At 66.4% G+C, this 21,476-nt stretch carries 17 protein-coding genes; 1 reads left to right on the plus strand and 16 read right to left on the minus strand.

The annotated features are described in order from the left end of the window. Window positions 1–9 precede the first annotated feature (9 nt). From folP to RS901_RS19230, 3 genes are all read right to left on the minus strand, one after another. A complete protein-coding gene (gene folP, locus RS901_RS19220; protein ID WP_410054130.1) occupies window positions 10–876 on the minus strand; it encodes a dihydropteroate synthase in 867 nt (288 codons plus the stop codon). A gap of 135 nt (window positions 877–1,011) precedes the next feature. Next, the gene (gene ftsH, locus RS901_RS19225) at window positions 1,012–2,895 is read right to left on the minus strand and encodes an ATP-dependent zinc metalloprotease FtsH (RefSeq protein ID WP_316150523.1); all 1,884 of its coding nucleotides are present in this window, start codon (window positions 2,893–2,895) and stop codon (window positions 1,012–1,014) included. Window positions 2,896–3,048: 153 nt separating this feature from the next. Then, window positions 3,049–3,714 (minus strand): RlmE family RNA methyltransferase, encoded by a 666-nt coding sequence (locus tag RS901_RS19230; protein WP_316153597.1) that lies wholly within the window; start codon window positions 3,712–3,714, stop codon window positions 3,049–3,051. 298 nt (window positions 3,715–4,012) lie between these two features. Here RS901_RS19230 and RS901_RS19235 point away from each other — a divergent pair, with 298 nt between their 5' ends. Continuing rightward, the gene (locus RS901_RS19235) at window positions 4,013–4,516 is read left to right on the plus strand and encodes a YhbY family RNA-binding protein (protein WP_010814317.1); all 504 of its coding nucleotides are present in this window, start codon (window positions 4,013–4,015) and stop codon (window positions 4,514–4,516) included. An 88-nt stretch (window positions 4,517–4,604) separates the two neighbouring features. Here RS901_RS19235 and RS901_RS19240 read toward each other — a convergent pair whose 3' ends face one another. The 13 genes from RS901_RS19240 to RS901_RS19300 all read right to left on the minus strand — a co-directional run bounded on the left by RS901_RS19240 (window position 4,605) and on the right by RS901_RS19300 (window position 21,359). Then, window positions 4,605–5,108 carry a DUF4149 domain-containing protein gene (locus RS901_RS19240; protein WP_211979910.1) on the minus strand — a complete coding sequence of 168 codons (504 nt, stop codon included), beginning with the start codon at window positions 5,106–5,108 and terminating at the stop codon, window positions 4,605–4,607. A 54-nt stretch (window positions 5,109–5,162) separates the two neighbouring features. Beyond that, a complete protein-coding gene (greA, locus tag RS901_RS19245; RefSeq protein ID WP_316150524.1) occupies window positions 5,163–5,639 on the minus strand; it encodes a transcription elongation factor GreA in 477 nt (158 codons plus the stop codon). A gap of 248 nt (window positions 5,640–5,887) precedes the next feature. Further along, window positions 5,888–9,136 (minus strand): carbamoyl-phosphate synthase large subunit, encoded by a 3,249-nt coding sequence (gene carB, locus RS901_RS19250; RefSeq protein ID WP_316150525.1) that lies wholly within the window; start codon window positions 9,134–9,136, stop codon window positions 5,888–5,890. A gap of 100 nt (window positions 9,137–9,236) precedes the next feature. Beyond that, window positions 9,237–9,914 carry a leucine efflux protein LeuE gene (leuE, locus tag RS901_RS19255; RefSeq protein ID WP_316150526.1) on the minus strand — a complete coding sequence of 226 codons (678 nt, stop codon included), beginning with the start codon at window positions 9,912–9,914 and terminating at the stop codon, window positions 9,237–9,239. Window positions 9,915–9,950: 36 nt separating this feature from the next. Further along, complete coding sequence (gene carA, locus RS901_RS19260) at window positions 9,951–11,087, minus strand: glutamine-hydrolyzing carbamoyl-phosphate synthase small subunit (RefSeq protein ID WP_114132500.1); 1,137 nt, start codon at window positions 11,085–11,087, stop codon at window positions 9,951–9,953. Window positions 11,088–11,435: 348 nt separating this feature from the next. After that, on the minus strand, window positions 11,436–11,846 hold the full coding sequence (locus RS901_RS19265) for a RidA family protein (RefSeq protein ID WP_013957294.1): 411 nt from the start codon (window positions 11,844–11,846) through the stop codon (window positions 11,436–11,438). Window positions 11,847–11,894: 48 nt separating this feature from the next. Continuing rightward, on the minus strand, window positions 11,895–12,320 hold the full coding sequence (locus tag RS901_RS19270; RefSeq protein WP_013957295.1) for an acyl-CoA thioesterase: 426 nt from the start codon (window positions 12,318–12,320) through the stop codon (window positions 11,895–11,897). After that, the gene (locus RS901_RS19275) at window positions 12,317–14,017 is read right to left on the minus strand and encodes an AMP-binding protein (protein WP_316150527.1); all 1,701 of its coding nucleotides are present in this window, start codon (window positions 14,015–14,017) and stop codon (window positions 12,317–12,319) included. Before RS901_RS19275 ends, RS901_RS19270 begins: the two co-directional genes overlap by 4 nt. 59 nt (window positions 14,018–14,076) lie before the next feature. Continuing rightward, window positions 14,077–15,246, minus strand: a complete 1,170-nt coding sequence (locus tag RS901_RS19280; RefSeq protein ID WP_316150528.1) for an acyl-CoA dehydrogenase family protein — start codon at window positions 15,244–15,246, stop codon at window positions 14,077–14,079. Between the two features lie 6 nt (window positions 15,247–15,252). Next, on the minus strand, window positions 15,253–16,104 hold the full coding sequence (locus tag RS901_RS19285) for an enoyl-CoA hydratase family protein (RefSeq protein ID WP_316150529.1): 852 nt from the start codon (window positions 16,102–16,104) through the stop codon (window positions 15,253–15,255). Window positions 16,105–16,138: 34 nt separating this feature from the next. Next, window positions 16,139–16,942 (minus strand): SDR family NAD(P)-dependent oxidoreductase, encoded by an 804-nt coding sequence (locus RS901_RS19290; protein WP_316150530.1) that lies wholly within the window; start codon window positions 16,940–16,942, stop codon window positions 16,139–16,141. Continuing rightward, complete coding sequence (locus RS901_RS19295) at window positions 16,939–19,293, minus strand: bifunctional salicylyl-CoA 5-hydroxylase/oxidoreductase (protein ID WP_316150531.1); 2,355 nt, start codon at window positions 19,291–19,293, stop codon at window positions 16,939–16,941. Before RS901_RS19295 ends, RS901_RS19290 begins: the two co-directional genes overlap by 4 nt. A gap of 173 nt (window positions 19,294–19,466) precedes the next feature. Continuing rightward, on the minus strand, window positions 19,467–21,359 hold the full coding sequence (locus RS901_RS19300; protein ID WP_316150532.1) for a propionate--CoA ligase: 1,893 nt from the start codon (window positions 21,357–21,359) through the stop codon (window positions 19,467–19,469). Between the last annotated feature and the right edge of the window lie 117 nt (window positions 21,360–21,476).

A 21,476-nucleotide genomic window follows, 5' to 3' on the forward strand; every position in this document is an offset into this window, starting at 1 on the left:
GCGGCCGATTCAGGCCGCGCCAACCGACTCATTGCGCACCGCCCACCAGGTCTTCACGGCATCCACCGTCTGCTCCACATCATGCACGCGCACGATAAATGCTCCGCGCTCCAGCGCACACACGGCGGCGGCAATGCTGGCCGCAACACGCTGCTGCGGCGGCCGGCCGCCGAGGACGGCGCCCAGCGTGGACTTGCGCGAGATACCCGCCAGCACCGGCAGGCCCTCCAGCGCCAGCCGCGGCAATTGGCCGAGCAGGCGCAGATTATGATCGGGTGTCTTGCCGAAGCCAAACCCCGGATCGAGGGATATGCGCGCATCGTCGATGCCGGCAGCGCGCAGCACGGCAATGCGCTCGGCAAGGAACCCGGCCACCTCGGCGACCACGTCATCGTAGTGCGGGTCTTCCTGCATGGTCTGCGGATCGCGCTGCATATGCATCACGCACAGGCCCGCCTGCCCCGCCGCCACGGCCTCGACCGCGCCCGGCATGCGGAAACCCCAGATATCGTTGATGAGATCGGCTCCGGCCGCAAGTGCAGCGCGCATGACCTCGGGCTTGTACGTATCGATCGACAGCGGCTTGCCGCAGTCGCGCAGCGCATCTACCACGGGGATCACGCGGGCCAGTTCGTCCTCAAGCGGCAGCGCGGCCGAGCCCGGGCGGCTGGACTCGCCACCGATATCGATGATGTCCACGCCCTCCTGGATCATATGCTCGGCATGGCGCAGCGCCGCATCGCGGCTGGCGTGCTGGCCGCCGTCGGAGAACGAATCGGGCGTGACATTAAGAATGCCCATCACCAGCGGGCGCTGGTCCAGCGCAAAGCGGAAACGTCCGCACTGAAAGTACCGGGTCTGAGGAGTCTGCTGCAAGGTCGGAATACTTGAGGAAAGTCTGTGCGCGAACCCGTCGCGCAAAAGGAAAAGCCGGTGCACCAGGCACCGGCTTCGGATACAGCCACTACACAGCCACCACCACTACGTCGTCAGCCAGACGAAGTCGCGGGATCAGGCCGTGGCGGGCGCGTTGGTCGGCGCCACCGGCGAGCCTCCCGAAGGCGTGCTGCCGCCACCGTTCTGGCCCGACGCACTGCGCGGCGGACGCGGCGGCTTGCCGGCCATGATGTCATTGACCTGGTCGGCATCGATGGTTTCCCACTCCATCAGCGCGTTGGTCATGGCTTCGACCTTGTCGCGGTTCTCTTCGAGCAGGCGCTTGGCCAGCGCATATTGCTCGTCGATGATGCGGCGGATCTCGGCGTCGACCTTCTGCTGCGTGGCTTCCGATACGGTCTTCGACGACAGCTTGCCGAACATGCCATCCTGCTCGGTATCCACGTAGACCATGGCGCCGAGCGAATCGCTCATGCCGAAGCGGGTCACCATGTCGCGGGCGATCTTGGTGGCGCGCTCGAAGTCGTTGGAAGCGCCGGTGCTCATGGCGTTGAGGAAGACCTCTTCGGCCGCGCGGCCGCCGAAGAGGATCGCGACCTCTTCCAGCATGCTGTCCTTGTACTTCGAATACTTGTCATGCTCCGGCAGCTGCCAGGTCACGCCCAGCGCCCAGCCACGCGGCATGATGGTGACCTTGTGCACCGGGTCGGCCTTGGGCAGCAGCTTGGCCACCACCGCATGGCCCGACTCGTGGTAAGCCGTGGCACGGCGCTCTTCCTCGCGCATGACCGTCGACTTGCGCTCCGGACCCATGTAGATCTTGTCCTTGGCGTCCTCGAAGTCCTGCATGTCGACCACGCGCTTGCTGCGGCGGGCGGCAAACAGCGCGGCCTCGTTGACCAGGTTGGCCAGGTCGGCGCCCGAGAAGCCCGGGGTACCACGCGCGATCACCGAGGCGTCGACGTCGTTGCCGATCGGCACCTTGCGCATATGGACCTTCAGGATCTGCTCGCGGCCGCGGATGTCCGGCAGGCCCACGTAGACCTGGCGGTCGAAACGGCCCGGACGCAGCAGCGCCTTGTCCAGCACGTCGGCCCGGTTGGTCGCGGCGATCACGATCACACCCGAGTTGGCCTCGAAGCCATCCATCTCGACCAGCATCTGGTTCAGGGTCTGCTCGCGCTCGTCGTTGCCACCGCCCATGCCGGCGCCACGATGACGGCCGACCGCGTCGATTTCATCGATGAACACGATGCAAGGGGCCTGCTTCTTGGCGTTCTCGAACATGTCGCGCACGCGGGCCGCGCCCACGCCAACGAACATTTCCACGAAGTCAGAACCCGAGATGCTGAAGAACGGCACCTTGGCCTCGCCGGCGATGGCACGTGCCAGCAGCGTCTTGCCGGTACCCGGAGGGCCGACCAGCAGCACGCCGCGCGGGATGCGCCCGCCCAGCTTCTGGAACTTTTGCGGGTCCTTCAGGAAGTCGACCAGTTCGACCACTTCTTCCTTGGACTCGTCGCAGCCGGCCACGTCCTGGAACGTGACGGCGTTCTGATTCTCGTCGATCAGGCGCGCACGCGACTTGCCGAATGAGAAGGCGCCGCCTTTGCCGCCACCCTGCATCTGACGCATCATGTAGAACCAGAACACGATGATCAGCAGGGTCGGCCCGAGGTAATACAGGGCCTGGACCAGCACGTTGGGCTCGTCGTCCGCCTTGCCGGTCACCTGGACGCCGTACTTCATCAGGTCGCCGACCATCCAGATGTCGCCCGGCGAAATGATGGTGTACTTGGCGCCTTCCTTAGGCGAGATCACCAGGTTGCGGCCCTGCACGTCGACACGCGACACCTTGCCGTTCTTGGCGTCATCCATGAACTGCGAATAGGTGACGCTGTCCTGCGCACGGGGCTTGTCGAACTGCTTGAAGACGGTAAACAGCACCAGCGCGATCACTAGCCAGATTGCCGCCTTTTGAAACAGGTTGTTATTCAAGGCCGAACTCCTTTGCAATTGCCTTGCCAACGGATAGCTGCATTGTAATGCAGCGCCCGCCCTCGGGGGGAAACAGAGAAACTAAGATGCCGATAGCACCGGGTGGGGCACTTTCCACGCTTCTTTTTTCGCCCTGGCTTGTATCGAGACCGGTCAATCCACTGCCTTGAGGTAGCGCCCAAGGATAAAGGTTTCGGAAGACTTGTCGCGAGACGCCTTGGGCTTGCGTTTCGCAACCACCTTGAAATGCCGCTTGAACTTCTCCACGATCTGGCTGTAGCCGCTCCCGTGGAAGCACTTTACCAGCAATGCCCCCTCCGGCTTAAGGTGGGCCTGCGCAAATTCCAGCGCCAGGTCGCACAGGTACTCGATCCGTGCTGCATCGGCGAAGGCTACACCGGACAAATTGGGGGCCATGTCGGACAAAACAAGGTCAATCTTGTTACCGCCGGAGGCGCCCAGCACCACGCTTTCCAGTTCGCGGAAGACCGATTCCTCACGAAAGTCACCCTGGATGAAAGTGACGTCGGCGACAGGCTCCATCGGCAGCAGGTCGATCGCGACCACGGCGCCATCGATCCTGCCGTCCTTGGCCCGGGGCGAGTCCGCCAGCTTGTTGCGGGCATACTGGCTCCAGCTGCCGGGCGCCGCGCCCAGGTCGACGATCACCTGCCCCGGGCGGATCAGCTTGTCCTGCTCGTCGATCTCCTTGAGCTTGTAGGCCGCGCGGGCACGATAGCCCTCGCGCTGGGCCATTTTCACGTACGGATCGTTGATGTGGTCGTGCAGCCACGAATGATTGAACTTGTTTTTTGCCATGCCAGATTCCAGCCTGTTCCCTGCCCCCGCCCGCCGGTCAATGCCCGCCGCGAAGGTTTTCCTACTGTTTTGATGATTTTGCTGCCCGACAGTGCCGGATTGACGGATAATACGCGCCAATCCGCATCCCGACCGCCGGCTCGCCTTATCAGCTGCCGGCTTGCCGCCCCCGGGGCGGCCGTCGGCAGCCTGTCCTTGCCCGACCCGCCGTGTCACGACCGGCGCGGGCTGCAGCGCCCGATTTCCAGCGCCCAGCGCTCTATCACTATTTCAAGCGCCAAATAATCAGCGCCAACCTATGCCCGCTCTACAACTAGTCCCCGCCCAGCGCTCTGACCTGCGCTCCCGTGCCCATGCCCTGAACCCGGTCGTGATGGTCGGCGCCGAAGGCCTGACCCGTGCCGTACTGGCCGAGATCGACCGCAGCCTGGCCGCCCACGACCTGATCAAGATCCGCGTGTTCGGCGACGATCGCGATGCGCGCATCGCCATCTACGAGGAAATCTGCGACCAGCTCAGCGCCGCGCCGATTCAGCATATCGGCAAGCTGCTGGTGGTCTGGCGTCCCGGCGAAGCGCGCCTGAAGGAAAACCAGGCCGAAGACCTGGGCCGCCACACCCCCGCCCGCCGTGGCGGCGCGGCCCCGCGCACGGTGACAGTCAAGAAGCCCAGCGCCGCGCCGAACCGCCGTCCGACCCGCAAGGAAGTCACCGTGCTTGGCAACGAGCGCGTTACCGCCGGCGGCAATGTGAAGCGTTCGCGCGCACGCCCGACCAGCCAGAAGAAGAAGGCACTGGGCTAAGCATTGTCAGCTGAAGCATGACGGGGTCGCCGCCAGGCGCCCCCGATACCGGCACTCCACGCCTGTGGCCGTGCCGGCGGCCGGTGTCTCACTCCCCGGCCGAACGCGGCGCCGAAGCGCGCCACACCAGCACCAGCGCCAGCAGGCTTTGCAGCAGGTAGAAGGCGCTCGACACGCCGTGCAGCATGCCGAACTGCGCCTTGTAAGGCGATTCCGAAACGCCGACACCCAGTGCCAGCGCCTTTTCCTTCAGGCCGGCCATGAACGGCTGGGTGCCGAAGTAGCCCGCCAGCACGCAGCACAGCATGCCCAGCACCAGCCAGCGCAGGCCGCGATAGCGGTGGGCGCCGCGCCGGATCATCACGTTGCACAGCACCAGCTGCAACACGCCGATGGTGACCCCGACGATGGCTTCAGTATGGAACAGGTGCCCGGCGATCATGCCCGCCGTCTCGCGGCTGGGCAGCACCGAAAACAGCGTCGGCGCCACCATGTAGCCGACGGTCCAGAGGCTGCCCGCCCACACCACCGTCAGCAGCAGGAAGATGCGGTGCGGCAGCGGCGGCAGATTGTTATAGGAATTGGAGAACACGTGCCGGTCTTTCCGGGGGCCTGGCCAGGTGCAAGCCTGCCGGCCGGGCCGGCGTCAGATATAGCGTACGGTAATGACTTCATACTCGCGCTCGCCACCAGGGGCCAGCACGGTTGCGACGTCGCCTTCGAACTTGCCGATCAGCGCGCGCGCGATGGGCGAGCTGACCGAGATCTTGCCGATGTCGATGTCGGCCTCGTCATCGCCCACGATCTGGTAGCTGACGGGACTGCCGGACTCCAGGTCCTCCAGGTCAACGGTCGCGCCAAAGACGATGCGGCCGTCGGTGTCCAGCTGGGTCGGGTCGATGACCTGCGCGGCCGACAGCTTGGCCTCCACTTCCAGGATGCGGCCTTCGATAAAGGCTTGCTTTTCCTTGGCGGCGTCGTATTCGGCGTTTTCAGACAGGTCGCCCTGTGCGCGGGCTTCCGAGATCGCATTGATCACCGCCGGACGCTCGACAGCCTTCAGGCGCTGCAGCTCCTCCTTCAGGAGCTCTGCGCCACGCTTGGTAATCGGAATGGTGCTCATGTCTTCGTTCAACAAAAAAATGAGCCGCAGCGGAGCTGGAGCCATCCCTGGCCAATGCTGCCAGGGCACTTCCGCTCAACCGCGGCTTTCAGACAGGACCGAACGCGGGCACGCCGCATCGATCGACGAATTTGACGTAGTTTAGGCCAGGAAGCCCGCCGGCAGCAACTCCGGCGGGCTTCCTGGCCTTGACCGGGCGCAACGCGCCCGGTCAGCGGCGATGTGCCGCTTGCCTTACGTACGGGGCTTCAGGCCAGCGAAGCGTGCAGGCTCTGCAGGTCGTAGACCTCCAGGCTCTGCATGTGCTTCAGGCCCTCCACTGCGGCGCGGGCGCCGGCGATGGTGGTGTAGTAAGGAATGCGGTGGGCCAGCGCCGAGGTACGAATCGAGCGCGAATCGGCAATCGCGGTGCGGGTCTCGTCCACGGTGGTGAACACCAGCGCCAGTTCGCCGTTCTTGATCATGTCCACGATATGCGGACGGCCGTCCTTGACCTTGTTGACCACCTTCACGGGGATGCCGGCGGCCTCGATGGCCGAGGCGGTGCCGCGGGTGGCAACGATCGGGTAGCCCATGTCGTGCAGCATGCGGGCCACGCCGACTGCGCGCGGCTTGTCGCTGTCCTTCACGGTGATCAGCACGGTGCCCTTCTCCGGCAGGCGGGAACCCGCGGCCAGCTGGCTCTTGAACAGCGCCTCGCCGAAGGCCTTGCCCACGCCCATCACTTCACCGGTCGAACGCATTTCAGGTCCGAGGACCGGATCGACGCCCGGGAACTTGTTGAACGGGAACACCGCTTCCTTGACGCTGTAGTACGGCGGGATGACTTCCTCGCCGATGCCCTGCTCGTCCAGCGACTGGCCGGCCATGCAGCGCGCGGCGATCTTGGCCAGCTGCAAGCCGGTGGCCTTGGACACGTACGGCACGGTACGCGAGGCGCGCGGGTTGACTTCCAGCACGTAGACGGTATCGACGCCGTCGCTCTGCTGGATCGCGAACTGCACGTTCATCAGGCCGACCACGTTCAGGGCGCGGGCCATGGCGGCGGTCTGGCGCTTCAGTTCGGCCACGGTCTCGGCCGACAGCGAGTACGGCGGCAGCGAGCAGGCGGAGTCGCCCGAGTGCACGCCAGCCTGCTCGATGTGCTCCATCACGCCGCCGATAAAGACGCGCTTGCCGTCGGAGATCGCATCGACGTCGCACTCGATGGCGTCGTTCAGGAAGCGGTCCAGCAGCACCGGGGAATCGTTCGAGACCTTGACGGCCTCGCGCATGTAGCGCTCGAGGTCGCGCGGCTCATGCACGATTTCCATGGCGCGGCCGCCCAGCACGTACGACGGGCGCACCACCAGCGGGTAGCCGATCTCTTCGGCCAGGCGCAGCGCTTCGTCCTCGGCACGCGCGGTGCGGTTGGGCGGCTGGCGCAGGCCCAGCTCCTGCAGCAGCTTCTGGAAGCGCTCGCGGTCTTCGGCCGCGTCGATCATGTCGGGGCTGGTGCCGATGATGGGCACGCCGTTGGCTTCCAGGTCCAGCGCCAGCTTCAGCGGGGTCTGGCCACCGTACTGCACGATCACGCCGACCGGCTTTTCCTTGTCGACGATTTCCAGCACGTCTTCCAGCGTCAGCGGCTCGAAGTACAGGCGGTCCGAGGTGTCATAGTCGGTCGACACGGTTTCCGGGTTGCAGTTGACCATGATGGTTTCGTACCCGTCTTCGCGCAGCGCCAGCGCGGCGTGCACGCAGCAGTAGTCGAACTCGATGCCCTGGCCGATCCGGTTCGGGCCGCCGCCCAGCACCATGATCTTCTTCTTGTCGGTCGGCTGCGCTTCGCACTCGCCATGCTCGGCCTCGTAGGTCGAGTACATGTAGGCGGTGTTGGTGGCGAACTCGGCCGCGCAGGTGTCCACGCGCTTGTAGACCGGGCGCACGCTCTGGGCGACGCGCGCCTCGCGCACGGCGCGGGCGTCGGTCTTCAGCAGCCTGGCCAGGCGGCGGTCGGAGAAGCCCTTCTGCTTCAGGAAGCGCAGCTCGGCGGCCGACAGGCTGTCCAGCGTGCGCGCCTTGACCAGGCCTTCGGTCTTGATGATGTCTTCGATCTGGGCCAGGAACCAGGGGTCGATGTCGGTCTCGGCATAGACCTCTTCCAGCGACATGCCCAGGCGGAACGCGTCGCCCACGTACCAGATGCGGTCGGGGCCGGCTTCCCCGATTTCCTCGACAACCTCATCACGGTCCGACGACTTTTCATCCAGGCCATCCACGCCCACTTCCAGGCCGCGCAGGGCCTTCTGGAACGATTCCTGGAAGGTGCGGCCCATGGCCATCACCTCGCCCACCGACTTCATCTGGGTGGTCAGGTGGCTGTCGGCCTGCGGGAATTTCTCAAACGCGAAACGCGGCACCTTGGTGACCACGTAGTCAATCGACGGCTCGAACGAAGCCGGGGTCGCGCCGCCGGTGATCTCGTTCTTCAGCTCGTCCAGCGTGTAGCCCACGGCCAGCTTGGCCGCGACCTTGGCGATCGGGAAGCCGGTGGCCTTGGACGCCAGCGCCGAAGAACGCGACACGCGCGGGTTCATCTCGATGACGATCATGCGACCGTCCTTCGGGTTGATCGAGAACTGCACGTTGGAGCCGCCGGTATCGACGCCGATCTCGCGCAGCACGGCCAGCGACGCGTTGCGCAGGATCTGGTATTCCTTGTCGGTCAGGGTCTGGGCCGGGGCCACGGTGATCGAGTCGCCGGTGTGGATGCCCATCGGGTCCAGGTTCTCGATCGAGCAGATGATGATGCAGTTGTCCTTCTTGTCGCGGACCACTTCCATCTCATACTCTTTCCAGCCCAGCAGCGATTCTTCGATCAGCAGCTCGCGCGTCGGCGACAGATCCAGGCCGCGCTTGCAGATCTCTTCGAACTCTTCGCGATTGTAGGCAATGCCGCCGCCGCTGCCGCCCAGCGTGAACGACGGGCGGATCACGATCGGGTAGCCGCCGCTGCCGGTTTCCTGGGCAATGCGCGACTGCACGGCCATGGCTTCGTCCATCGAGTGGGCGATGCCCGACTTGGCCGAACCCAGACCGATCTTGGTCATGGCGTCCTTGAACTTCTGGCGGTCCTCGGCCTTGTCGATGGCTTCCGGCGAAGCGCCGATCAGCTCGACCTTGTACTTCTCCAGCACGCCGTGGCGGTGCAGGTCCAGCGCGCAGTTCAGCGCGGTCTGGCCGCCCATGGTCGGCAGGATCGCGTCCGGGCGCTCCTTCTCGATGATGCGCTCGACCACTTCCCAGGTGATCGGCTCGATGTAGGTCACATCGGCCGTGTTGGGATCGGTCATGATGGTCGCCGGGTTCGAATTGACCAGGATGACCTTGAAGCCTTCCTCGCGCAGCGCCTTGCAGGCCTGGGCGCCGGAGTAGTCGAACTCGCACGCCTGGCCGATGATGATGGGGCCCGCGCCGATGATCAGGATGCTCTTGATGTCTGTGCGTTTTGGCATTGCACGCTCTCTTTGTTGGCCGGCCCGCTTGCATGCGGGCCGCGCCGGTAATCAGGGAATCCGTCCGGATTCGAAAATGTCAGCTTGTCCGCCGCCGCGCCTAGTTCATGGTGGCCGTCGCCAGCTTGGCGCCGAAGCCGATGAACATCGCCCCCACCCCGCTCGACATGCCGGCCGACAGTCGCCGGCGGCGCCGGAATGCGTCGGCCAGCTTCGCGCCCACGAAAATGATCGTGGTCAGGTAGGCAAAGCTGCAGATCTGGCAGACCAGCCCCAGCACGCCGAACGACAGTACCGGGTAAGCGAAGGCCGGATCGACGAACTGGATGAAGAACGAGATGAAGAACAGGATCGCCTTCGGGTTCAGCAGGCTGATCAGCAGCGCCTTGCGGAACGGGTCGGACTGGTCGGCCGTGCTCGCCGGCACGGTGGCGGCCGCGGCCGCATCGCCGCGCGCGGCCCAGTTGCGCACCGCGCCGCGCAGCATGTTGAAGCCGATCCACGCCAGGTAGGCCGCGCCGATGTACTTCACCACGTAGAACAGCGCCGGGCTGGCCTTGAGCAGCGAGGCCACGCCCGCCGCCGACAGCACCATCAGCACGAAGTCGCCCAGGAACACCCCGCATGCGCCCTTGTAGCCGGCACGCACGCCGCGCTGCGCCGCCACCGACAGCACGTACATCGAATTCGGCCCCGGCAGCAGCACGATAAAGATCGTGCCCAGCACATAGGTCCAGAAATCGGTGATGCCGAAAGCGGTATGCATGAAGGCGTTCATGGGATGTCCCTGTGTCTGCGCTGTTCCCGGCTGCGCTTACTTGCGCGCGTCGGTCATCAGCTGGATAAAGCGGTCGAACAGGTAAGCCACGTCGTTCGGGCCGGGCGAGGCTTCCGGGTGACCCTGGAAGCAGAAGGCCGGCTTGTCGGTCAGCGTGAAACCCTGCAGCGAACCGTCGAACAGCGACTTGTGCGTCACGCGCACGTTCGACGGCAGCGTGTCTGCGTCCACCGCGAAGCCATGGTTCTGCGACGTGATCACCACGCGGCCATCGTCCAGGTCCTTGACCGGGTGGTTGGCGCCGTGGTGGCCGAACTTCATCTTCAGGGTCTTGGCGCCGACCGCCAGGGCCATGATCTGGTGGCCCAGGCAGATGCCGAAGGTCGGGATGCCGCGCTCGATGAACTCGCGCGTGGCGGCGATGGCGTAGTCGCACGGCTCGGGGTCGCCGGGGCCGTTGGACAGGAACACGCCGTCCGGATTCAGCGCCAGCGCGTCGGCGGCGCTCGCCTGCGCGGGCAGCACCGTCACCTTGCAGCCGCGCTCGGCCAGCATGCGCAGGATGTTGTACTTGACGCCGTAGTCATAGGCGACCACGTGGAACTGCGGCTTGTCCTGCTTGCCGTAGCCTTCGCCCAGCTTCCACTCGGACTGGGTCCACTCGTACGGTTCCTTGACCGAAACCACCTTGGCCAGGTCCATGCCGGCCAGGCCGGGGAACGAGCGGGCCAGGTCGATGGCCTTCTGGACATTGTCTTCGCCGGCCAGGATGCAGCCGTTCTGAGCACCCTTTTCGCGCAGGATACGCGTCAGCTTGCGCGTATCGATGCCGGCGATGGCCACCACCTTTTCCTGCTTCAGGTAGTGGGCAAGGGTGTGCTCCTTGCGGAAGTTCGAGGCCAGGATCGGCAGATCCTTGATGATCAGGCCGGCGGCATGGACTTTCGTGGCTTCGACATCCTCAGGATTGACCCCGTAGTTACCGATATGCGGATACGTCAGCGTGACGATCTGCCGGGAGTAACTCGGGTCGGTGAGGATTTCCTGGTAACCGGTAATGGCGGTGTTGAACACCACTTCACCGATGGTATGGCCGGAAGCGCCAATGGAATAGCCACGAAAGACCGTGCCGTCTGCTAGCGCGAGAATGGCGGACGGAAAAGACGGTAACACGGGTAGGCTCCTGCTGGACTCACCCCGTGACCGACCAATCGACGCCTCGTGCCTCCCAGGCTGGATCCGTGACGGCGGCAGCGGCATTGCGCCGATGCGGTCGGATCCGGTTGCGGCATGCTCCCTGCGTCACATTAAATGCGGACAGCAAAGGCAGCGCGGCTGGGGGCGGCGGAAGGTGGAAAGCGGTTGGCGCTAGGGTGAAGGGTTCTGAAAGCGAAACTTTCGAATTATATCCCGCGCCACCCAATTTCTCAAGTTTTCAAGGACTTGCACGCGGCAGGCGGCGGCGCTGCCACGCCGCCGGCCACCATCCTGCCCTGCGCCTGCTACGTTACGCCTGCTACGTTACGCCTGCGGCGGCACGACCGCCGTGACCTCGATTTCCACCTTGGCGCGCGGCTCCACCAGGTCCGCGACCTCGACCGCCGTCATCGCCGGGAAGTGGCGGCCGATGATGGCCCGGTAATGCTGGCCGATCGCGCCGTAGGCGCCGACATATTCCGCCTTGTCCTTCACATACCAGGTCATGCGCACGATATGCTCAGGCAGCGCATCGCCGGCCGCCAGCACGGCAACCACGTTGCGCAGCGCCTGCGCCACCTGCAGGCCGAAGTCGTCGGTCTCGAATTCACATTTGCCGGTCCAGCCGATCTGGCCGCTGACAAAGAGCAGGCGGCTGCCGACCTGCATTTCGGTCATGGTGCCGTTGGCGTAGCCACGCGGGGGCGCCCAGTCGGGCGGCTGCAGGATGTTCATGATGCGTTTTCCTGTTGATATCTGTATGAGTGGATGGAATTCCGGGATTCAGGCCGTCGCGACCAGGTAGGACGACATGGCCTCGCGCACGGCATCGGGCAACGGCTGCGGAGCAATCGAGCCGGTATCGACGCAGACCAGCCGCTGCGTCACTTCCATGCGGGTATCGTCATGCGGGCCGGCGAAGCGGATCGCGAGGGTAAAGCTGGACTGGCCCAGCTTCAGCACGCGCAGCTCCCGCGTCAGCACCTCGCCCAGCCGGCTCGGCGCCAGGAAACGGCACTCCAGCTCAGCGGTCGGCACGCCCGCGTGGCCCTCGCCATGCATGGCATCGAAGGGCCAGCCCAACGCCTCGCTAAACCAGTCTTCGATCAGATCGTTGAGCATCTCGAAATAGCGCGGGTAGAACACGATGCCCGCGGCGTCGCAGTGCTTGAAGCGCACCAGGACGGTGCTGCGGAACACGGGGCTCATGGCTTCCCCGCCTGGTTGATGCCGCCATTGCCACCGCCATTGCCACCGCCATTGCCCTGCTCCGCCATCTGCCGCAGCCGGAAGCGCTGCAGCTTGCCGGTCTCGGTGCGCGGCAGCGCCGGCACGAACACAATGCGGCGCGGATACTTGTAGGGTGCGATCTGGCGCTTCACGTAGTCCTGCAGCGCTGTGCGGGTAGCGTCGTCCGCCGCCACGCCCTCGCGCAGCACCACATAGGCCATCACCACCTGGCCGCGCCCGTCGTCAGGCGCGCCGACCACACCGCATTCGGCCACTGCCTCGTGCTGCATCAGTGCGCTTTCCACCTCCGGCCCGGCGATGTTGTAGCCGGCCGAGATGATCATGTCGTCCGAACGCGCCTGGTAGAAGTAGTAGCCGTCCTCGTCGACGAAGAAGGTATCGCCCGGCAGGTTCCAGCCCGCCTTCACATAGTTGGACTGGCGCGGATCGTCCAGGTAGCGGCAGCCGGTCGGCCCCTGCACCGCCAGCTTGCCGACCTGTCCCGGCGGCAAGGGCTGCATGTTCTCGTCGACGATCTGCGCGACATAGCCCGGCACCACCCGCCCGATCGCGCCCGGCCTGACCTCGGCGCCGGCGCTGGAGATAAAGATATGCATCATCTCCGTGCCGCCGATGCCGTCGGTCATCTCGATTCCGGTGGCCGCCTTCCAGCTCTGGCGCGTGGCGTCCGGCAGGGCTTCGCCGGCCGACACGCTCTTCTTCAGGCTGGACAGGTCATAGCGCGACGCCAGCGCTGCCATCTGCCGGTAGAAGGTGGGCGCGGTAAAGACGATAGTGGCGCGGAAATCCTGGATCAGCCCGAGCAGCGTCTCTGGCGTCAGCTTCTCGGCCAGCACGGCGCTTGCGCCGATGCGCAGCGGGAAACACAGCATGCCGCCCAGCCCGAAGGTGAACGCGATCGGCGGCGTGCCGCAGAACACGTCGTCGGGCTGCGGGCGCAGCACGTGGCGCGGAAACAGGTCGCACATGGCCAGCACGTCGCGATGGAAATGCATGGTGCCCTTGGGCTGGCCGGTGGTGCCGCTGGTAAAGGCGATCAGGCAGACATCGTCGCTGGCGGTGTCGCAGGCCTCAAAGGCATCCGGCTTGCCCGCCATCGCCGCCTCCAGCGAACCCTCGCCTTCACCGTTGAAGTACAGCGTGCGCGACAGGCTCGGGCAGTGGAATTCGCCGCCGGCCTGCTGGTTGGCGTCGAGCTCCTCGCGCAGCCGCGCATCGCACAGTGCGGCACCGACCTGGGCCTTGTCGATGATCTGCTTCAGTTCCTTGGCGCGCAGCAGCGGCATGGTCGGCACCGCGACCAGGCCCGCCTTGAGCGTGGCCAGCCAGCTGGCGGCCATCATCAGGTTGTTGGGCCCGCGCAGCAGCACGCGGCTGCCGGGCACCAGCTGCATGTCCTCGACCAGCACATGGGCGATGCGGTTCACCAGCGCCGCCAGCTGCGCATACGTGACCGTCTCGACCTGTCCGTCGCGGCGATGGCGGATGGCGATGCGCTCGCCGCGGCCTTCGCGCACGTGGCGGTCTACCAGCTCCACCGCGGCATTCATCCGCTCCGGGTAGTCGGTATCGGCATTGAAGCGGAACACCGGCCACGTTTCGGGCGGCGGCAGGCGGTCGCGCGCGAAGGTATCGAGGTGGGCTGTGGTCGCCATGGCTTGTCTCCTGTCTGCTCTGTATCGGTACGGCAGTTCGTGGGTAGCTCGCGGGCGCGTCAGGCTTTGCGCCCGGCCAGCGTCTCGCGCGCAATGATCAGCTTCTGCACTTCGGTGGCGCCTTCATAGATACGCAGCGAGCGGATCTCGCGGTACAGGCTTTCCACCCGCGTACCGACCTTGACGCCAAGTCCACCGAACATCTGCACCGCACGGTCGATCACCTGCTGCGCGTTCTCGGTCGCCACCATCTTGGCCATGGCCGCCTCGCGCGTGGTGCGCTGGCCCTTGACATCGCGCAGCCAGGCCGCGCGGTAGGTCAGCAGCGCCGCGGCGTCGATCGCGGTGGCCATGTCGCCGATGGCGGCCTGGGTCAGCTGCAGGTCGGCCAGCACGCCGCCGAACATCGGGCGCGCGCAGGCGCGCGCCAGTGCATCGTCCAGCGCGGCGCGGCCAAAACCCAGTGCCGCTGCCGCGACCGAGGCGCGGAAGATGTCGAGCGTCATCATCGCCACTTTGAAGCCCTGCCCCGCTTCGCCCAGCCGGTTGCCCACGGGCACGCGGCAGTTGTCGAAACGCAGCGTGGCGAGCGGGTGCGGCGCCATCACGTCGATGCGCTCGGCGATGGTCAGGCCCGGCGTATCGGCGTCCACCACAAAGGCGGAGATGCCGCGTGCGCCCGGCGCCTCGCCGGTGCGCACGAACACGCAGTAGAAGTCGGCAATGCCGCCGTTGGAAATCCAGGTCTTGGCGCCGTCGATCACATAGTGGCTGCGGTCGTCCGACAGCCGTGCGCTGCACTGCATGGCGGCCACATCGGAACCGGCCTCCGGCTCGGACAGCGCAAACGCGGCAATCGCCTCGCCGCGGGCCACGCGCGGCAGGTAATGCGCGCGCAGCGCATCGCTGCCGGCCAGCGAGATCGCGCCCGAGCCCAGCCCCTGCATGGCAAAGGCAAAATCGGCCAGGCCGTCATGGCGCGCCAGGGTCTCGCGCAGCAGGCACAGCGAGCGCGAATCCAGCGCCGGCAGCGCGCCGCCGTGCGCGGCCGGCACGCAATAGCGCAGCCAGCCGGCCTCGCCCAGCTGGCGCACCAGCGCGCGGCAGGCGGCGTCGGTATCGCCGTGGTCGACATCGAGGTGTTGCGCACACCAGGCGTCCAGTTCGCGCTCGAGTGTGCGGTGTGCGTCGTCGAACAGCGGCAGATCGAGATAGGTCTTGTCGGACATGGCGCTTCAGTCCCCTTCGAACACCGGCTTCGTCTTGGCGACGAAGGCCTCGTAGGCGCGGCGGAAGTCGCGCGTCTGCATGCAGATGGCCTGGGCTTCGGCCTCGGCCTCGATGGCCTCGTCCAGCCCCATGTTCCATTCCTGGTGCAGCAGCTTCTTGGTCACGCCGTGCGCAAAGGTCGGGCCGGCCGCCAGCTGCGCGGCCAGCGCCTGCGCCTGGGCCAGCACCGCTTCGGACGGATGCAGCGCATTGAAGAAACCCCACTGCAAGCCCTCTTCCGCGCTCATCGAGCGGCCGGTGTAGAGCAGCTCACTGGCACGCCCCTGCCCGATCACGCGCGGCAGCAGCGTGCACGCGCCCATGTCGGCGCCGGCCAGGCCGACGCGCGTGAACAGGAACGCGGTCTTGGCCTGCGCCGTGCCCAGGCGCATGTCGGAAGCCAGCGCCATCATCGCGCCGGCACCGGCGCAGATACCGTCGACCGCGCTGACCACCGGCTGCGGGCAGGCGCGCATGGCCTTGACCAGATCGCCGGTCATGCGCGTGAAGTCGAGCAGCTCAGGCATGGTCATGCGCGTGAGAGGCCCGATGATCTCATGCACGTCGCCGCCCGAGCAGTAGTTGCCGCCGGCGCCCGTCACCACCACCGCCTTGATGTCGCTGGCATAGCACAGGCCGCGGAACAGGTCGCGCAGCTCGGCATAGGAATCGAAAGTCAGCGGGTTCTTGCGCTCCGGCCGGTTCAGCGTCACGGTGCCGACCTTGCCGTCGCCGGACACCGACCACAGGAAGTGCTCCGGCTGGTAGCCGGCAAAGCTGCGCTTGTGGTGGCGCATGTCGAGTGCGATCTCTGTCATGGTTTCTCTCGTTGTCTGTTGCAGTCGGTGAGGTTCAGCCCGCCATCACTTCGCCGCCGGCGACGGGGATCGCCTGGCCGGTGATCGCGCCCGCGGATGGCTGGCACAGCCAGGCCACCGCGTCGGCCACTTCCTCGGGCTGCACCAGCCGCCGTTGCGGATTGCGTGCGGCCAGCTCGGCGCGCGCCTGTTCCTCGGTGCGGCCGGTCTTGCCGACGATATTGGCCACCGCGTCGCGCACGATGTCGGTTTCGGTATAGCCCGGGCAGACCGCATTGACGGTCACGCCCTTGGCCGCGGTTTCCAGCGCCAGCGCGCGCGTCAGGCCGATCACCCCATGCTTGGCCGCGCAATAGGCGCTGACATAGCCATATCCGATCAGGCCGGCCGTGCTCGCCACATTGACGATGCGGCCCCAGCCGGCGTCGAGCATCGCCGGCAGCGCCGCCTGCGTGCACAGGAAGGTGCCGGTCAGGTTCACGTCCAGCATGCGCTGCCACAGCGCGGCGTCGGTCTTCAGGAACGGCGCGCTGTGCGCCTGGCCGGCGTTGTTGACCAGCATCGACACCGGACCGGCCTGCTCGGCGGCGGCGGCAAAGGCACGCGCCACGCTGCCGGCATCGGCGATATCGGCCGTGACAAAGGAGACCACGGCGCCTGCAGGAGCAAGCTCACGCAGCGCTTGCACGGTCGCCTGCAACGCGCCGGCATCGCGGCCCAGCAGCGTCACGCTGGCGCCGTCGGCCAGCAGTCGGCGCGCGATGGCCGCGCCGATGCCGCGCCCGCCGCCGGTGACCAGTGCGTGGCGCCCTGACAGTGAACCCGTGCTGCGCGTCATCCCTGCTTCTCCTGCGCCGCGGCGCGTTCCAGGTTGGTTTCCAGTTGCCGCTTGCCGGCCTGGTACTGCTTGGGCCAGGCGACATCGCGATAGCCGATGCGCGCCGCTTCCTGCAGCGTCCAGGCCGGGTTGGCCAGGTGCGGCCGCGCGATCGCGCACAGGTCGGCACGGCCCGCGGCGATGATCGAGTCGACGTGGTCGGCCTCGAAAATCGCGCCCACGGCAATGGTGGCGATGCCGGCTTCGTTGCGGATGCGGTCGGCAAACGGGGTCTGGTACATGCGGCCGTAGACCGGCGCCTGGTCCGGGCTGACCTGGCCCGACGAGCAGTCGATCATGTCGGCGCCGGCGGCCTTGAAGGCGCGTGCGATCTCGATCGCGTCGTCGGGGGTGATGCCGCCTTCGACCCAGTCGTGCGCCGAGATGCGCACCGACATCGGCTTGTGTTCCGGCCACACCGCGCGTACCGCGGCAAACACCTCCAGCGGGTAGCGCAGCCGCGCGGCCAGCGAACCGCCATATTCATCTTCCCGGGTATTGGTCAGCGGCGAGATAAAGCTCGACAGCAGGTAGCCGTGCGCGCAGTGCAGCTCCAGCCAGTCGAAGCCGGCCTCGGCGGCGCGGCGCGCGCTGGCGACGAAGTCATTGCGCACGCGCTCCATGTCCGCGCGCGTCATCTCGCGCGGGGTCTGAGATTCGCCCGGCAGGTAAGGCAGCGGCGAGGCCGAGATCACCGGCCAGTTGCCTTCCGGCAGCGGATGGTCCATTGCCTCCCAGCCGAGCTGCGTCGAACCCTTGCGGCCCGAGTGGCCGATCTGCATGGCGATGCGCGCATCGCTGTTGGCATGCACGAAGTCGACGATGCGGCGCCAGGCGTCGCGCTGTGCGTCGTTCCACAAACCCGGGCATCCCGGCGTGATGCGCGCATCGGGCGACACGCAGGTCATTTCCGCCACCACCATGCCGGCGCCGCCCAGCGCGCGCGAGCCCAGGTGGACCAGGTGGAAGTCGCCGGGCACGCCGTCGGTGCACGAGTACATCGCCATCGGCGACACCACCACGCGGTTCTTCAGCGTGACGCCGCGCAAGCGGAACGGCGTGAACATCGGCGGCAGCGGCTGGTGCTCGCGCAGCTGCAGGCTTTTCGGTTGCACGCCGGCCTGCCGCGCCAGCCAGTGCTCGAACTGCGCCACATAGTCCGCATCGCGCACGCGCAGGTTCTCATGCGAGATGCGCTGCGAGCGGGTCAGCAGGGAATAGGCGAACTGCTCCGGCGGCAGGCTGCCCGCGTAGCGCTCGACATTCTCGAACCATTCGGTCGAGTTGCGCGCCGCGTTCTGGATCTTCAGCACTTCCACGCCGCGCGTGGCTTCATAGCGCGACAGTGCATCGGGCAGGCCGTCATGACCCCTGCCACGGATCTCTTCGGCGAGGTCAATCGCATCTTCCAACGCCAGCTTGGTGCCCGAACCGATCGAGAAATGCGCGGTGTGCGCGGCATCGCCCATCAGCACCACAGGCACGCGGCGGCCGTCGGGCAAGGTGTTCCAATGCACCCACTGGCGGCAGATCACGCGGGGGAAGCGGATCCAGATCGCCGAGCCGCGCAGGTGCGCCGCATTGGTGATCAGCTTGTTGCCGTCGAGGTAGCGCGCGAACAGGCGCTCGCAGTAGGCCACGCCCTCTTCCTGGCTCATCTGCTCGATGCCCGCGGCACGCCAGACTGACTCCGGGGCCTCGACAATAAAGGTCGAGGTGGTGTCGTCAAAGCGGTAGGCATGCGCCTGGAACCAGCCGTGCTCGGTCTTCTCGAAGGCAAAGGTGAAGGCGTCGAACAGCTTGTGCGTGCCCATCCAGACAAAGCGGCACTGGCGCGTGTCGATGTCAGGCTGGAACGTGTCGGCGTAGCGGGTGCGGATGCGGCTGTTCAAGCCGTCCGAGGCGATCACCAGGTCGGCCTGGTATTGCATCGCCAGCGCCTGGTCGTCGGACACATCGGTCTCGAACACCAGCTTCACGCCCAGCGCCTCGCAGCGCGCCTGCAGGATATTGAGCAGGCGCTTGCGGCCGATGCCGATAAAGCCATGGCCGCCGGAGCGGATGGTGCGCCCGCCGATATGGATGTCGATATCGTCCCAGTGGTTGAAGGCCGCGTTGATCTCGGCGGCGCTGACCGGGTCGGCTTGCTTCAGGTTGTCCATGGTGGCGTCAGAGAACACCACGCCCCAGCCGAAGGTATCGTAGGGCCGGTTGCGCTCGACCACGATGACCTCGTTGGCCGGATCCTGCAGCTTCATCAGCAGGCCGAAGTACAGCCCCGCCGGGCCACCACCAATACAAAGCACTCGCATCTGTCGCCTCCTGCCGGCTGCGCCGGGCACCTTTGCCCAGGATCACACCGCCATCTAGATGATGTCTAAATATTTTATACTTCAAATATTAGACTGCATCACGGCCGATGGCAAGGGTGGGATGCGGAGTGCCCCGCAAGGCACCCGCATCGCCTCGCCCCTCAGCCCACCGTCTAGCCTTTCAGCGCCGCCTGCAACTGTTCCAGCGCACCCGGGTCCTCGATCGTGGTCAGGTCGCCCGGGTCGCGCCCTTCGGCCACTGCCTGCATGGCGCGCCGCAGCAACTTGCCGGAGCGGGTCTTGGGCAGCGCATTGACAAAGAATACGCGCGCCGGCCGCGCCACGGCACCCAGTTGCTGCTCCACCGTCCTCATCAGCTCGCCTTCCAATGCCAGCCGCGCTTCGGCCGTGGCCGTGCGCGCCGGATCGCGGGCGATGCAGAAGGCCATCGCCACCTGCCCCTTGAGCGCGTCCTGCACGCCCACCACCGCCACCTCGGCCACGGCGGCGTTGGACGACAGGCTTTCCTCGATCTCGCGGGTGCCCAGCCGGTGGCCGGCCACGTTGATCACGTCGTCGGTGCGGCCCAGGATAAAGACATAGCCGTCGGCGTCGCGCACGCCCCAGTCGAAGGTGGAATAGCACAGCCGGTCCGGCACCGCCTGCCAGTAGGTGCGCACGAAGCGGTCGTCATCGCCCCACACCGTGCTCATGCATCCCGGCGGCAGCGGGCCATCGATGGCGACCACGCCCTTCTGGTTGGGCGGGCATTCCGCGCCGGTGTTCTCGTCGACGATTTTCAGGTCATAGCCATAGGCCGGCACGCCGGGCGAGCCCAGCTTGGGCGGCAGCGCCTCGATGCCGCGCTGGATCGCGAGGATCGGCCAGCCGGATTCGGTCTGCCAGTAGTTGTCGACCACCGGCTTGCCCAGGCCGTCCTGGATCCAGCGCGCGGTGGGCTCGTCCAGTGGCTCGCCGGCCAGGAACAGCAGGCGCAGGCTGGACAGGTCGTAGCGCGTGAGCCAGGCCGGGTCCTGCTTCTTCAGCACGCGGATCGCGGTCGGCGCGCTGAACATCAGGTTGACTTTGTATTGCTCCACCAACCGCCACAGGATGCCACCGTCCGGGCGGATCGGCGTGCCTTCATACATCAGCGTGGTCATGCCGGCCAGCAGCGGGCCATAGACGATATAGCTGTGCCCCACCACCCAGCCGATGTCCGACGCGGTGAACATGGTGTCGCCGGGCTTGCCGCAGAAGATGTACTCCATCGAGGTGGCCAGCGCCACCGCGTAGCCGCCAGTATCGCGCTGCACGCCCTTGGGCTTGCCGGTGGTGCCGGAAGTGTAGAGCACGTACGACGGCTCGCTCGATTCCAGCCACACGCACGGCACGTGCACGCCGGCCACGCGCTCGCGCCAGGCGGCATAGTCCTCATCGCGGCCCTCGGTACGGGGCATTTGCGCCAGTTGCCGGTCCACCAGCAGCACCTTCTCGGGCTGGTGCGACGAGAGCCGGATAGCCTCGTCCAGCAGCGGCTTGTAGGGCACCACCTTGCCGGCGCGCGAGCCGGCGTCGGCGCTGACCACCACGCGCGGCCGGGCATCCTCGATGCGCGCGGCCAGGCTGACCGAGGCAAAGCCGCCGAACACCACCGAATGGATCGCGCCGATGCGCGCGCACGCCAGCATGGCAAAAGCCGCTTCCGGAATCATCGGCATGTAGATCAGCACGCGGTCGCCCTTCTGCACGCCCAGGCCTTGCAGGGTCGCAGCCATGCGGCTGACCTCGTCGTGCAGCTCGGCGTAGGTATAGGTGCGGGCCTGGTCGGTCTCGGTCGAGACCCAGTGCAGCGCCGGCTGGCTGGCGCGGGCCGCCAGGTGGCGGTCGACCGCGTTGTGGCACAGGTTGGTGCGCCCGCCGACGAACCAGCGCGTAAAGGGCGCGCGGCTGTTGTCGAGCACCTGGCCGAACGGGGTTTCCCAGTCGATGCGCGCCGCCTGTTCGGCCCAGAACCCCTCGGGGTCGGCCAGCGAACGGGCATGCACGGCATGGCTTGCCGTCATGTCTGTCTCCTCCGCGTCTGCGGTCATTGTGATGATGACCGTAGTTTGCCACCGGCGCGGGTGAGCGTGGACACAGATTCGGAGAGGGGCGTGGGCGCCGGGGCCTGGCACATGAAA

The organism is Cupriavidus sp. BIC8F, assembly GCF_032465815.1.
In the GTDB taxonomy this organism is placed as follows: domain Bacteria; phylum Pseudomonadota; class Gammaproteobacteria; order Burkholderiales; family Burkholderiaceae; genus Cupriavidus; species Cupriavidus necator.

Bases quoted from the DNA above. Each gene is read 5' to 3' on its own strand.
- RS901_RS19235 (WP_010814317.1), top strand. From the start codon at position 4,013: ATGCCCGCTCTACAACTAGTCCCCGCCCAGCGCTCTGACCTGCGCTCC.
- RS901_RS19300 (WP_316150532.1), bottom strand. From the start codon at position 21,359: ATGACGGCAAGCCATGCCGTGCATGCCCGTTCGCTGGCCGACCCCGAG.
- RS901_RS19295 (WP_316150531.1), bottom strand. From the start codon at position 19,293: ATGCGAGTGCTTTGTATTGGTGGTGGCCCGGCGGGGCTGTACTTCGGC.
- RS901_RS19275 (WP_316150527.1), bottom strand. From the start codon at position 14,017: ATGGCGACCACAGCCCACCTCGATACCTTCGCGCGCGACCGCCTGCCG.
- RS901_RS19230 (WP_316153597.1), bottom strand. From the start codon at position 3,714: ATGGCAAAAAACAAGTTCAATCATTCGTGGCTGCACGACCACATCAAC.
- RS901_RS19285 (WP_316150529.1), bottom strand. From the start codon at position 16,104: ATGACAGAGATCGCACTCGACATGCGCCACCACAAGCGCAGCTTTGCC.
- RS901_RS19265 (WP_013957294.1), bottom strand. From the start codon at position 11,846: ATGAACATCCTGCAGCCGCCCGACTGGGCGCCCCCGCGTGGCTACGCC.
- RS901_RS19280 (WP_316150528.1), bottom strand. From the start codon at position 15,246: ATGTCCGACAAGACCTATCTCGATCTGCCGCTGTTCGACGACGCACAC.
- carB (WP_316150525.1), bottom strand. From the start codon at position 9,136: ATGCCAAAACGCACAGACATCAAGAGCATCCTGATCATCGGCGCGGGC.
- leuE (WP_316150526.1), bottom strand. From the start codon at position 9,914: ATGAACGCCTTCATGCATACCGCTTTCGGCATCACCGATTTCTGGACC.
- RS901_RS19290 (WP_316150530.1), bottom strand. From the start codon at position 16,942: ATGACGCGCAGCACGGGTTCACTGTCAGGGCGCCACGCACTGGTCACC.
- RS901_RS19270 (WP_013957295.1), bottom strand. From the start codon at position 12,320: ATGAGCCCCGTGTTCCGCAGCACCGTCCTGGTGCGCTTCAAGCACTGC.
- greA (WP_316150524.1), bottom strand. From the start codon at position 5,639: ATGAGCACCATTCCGATTACCAAGCGTGGCGCAGAGCTCCTGAAGGAG.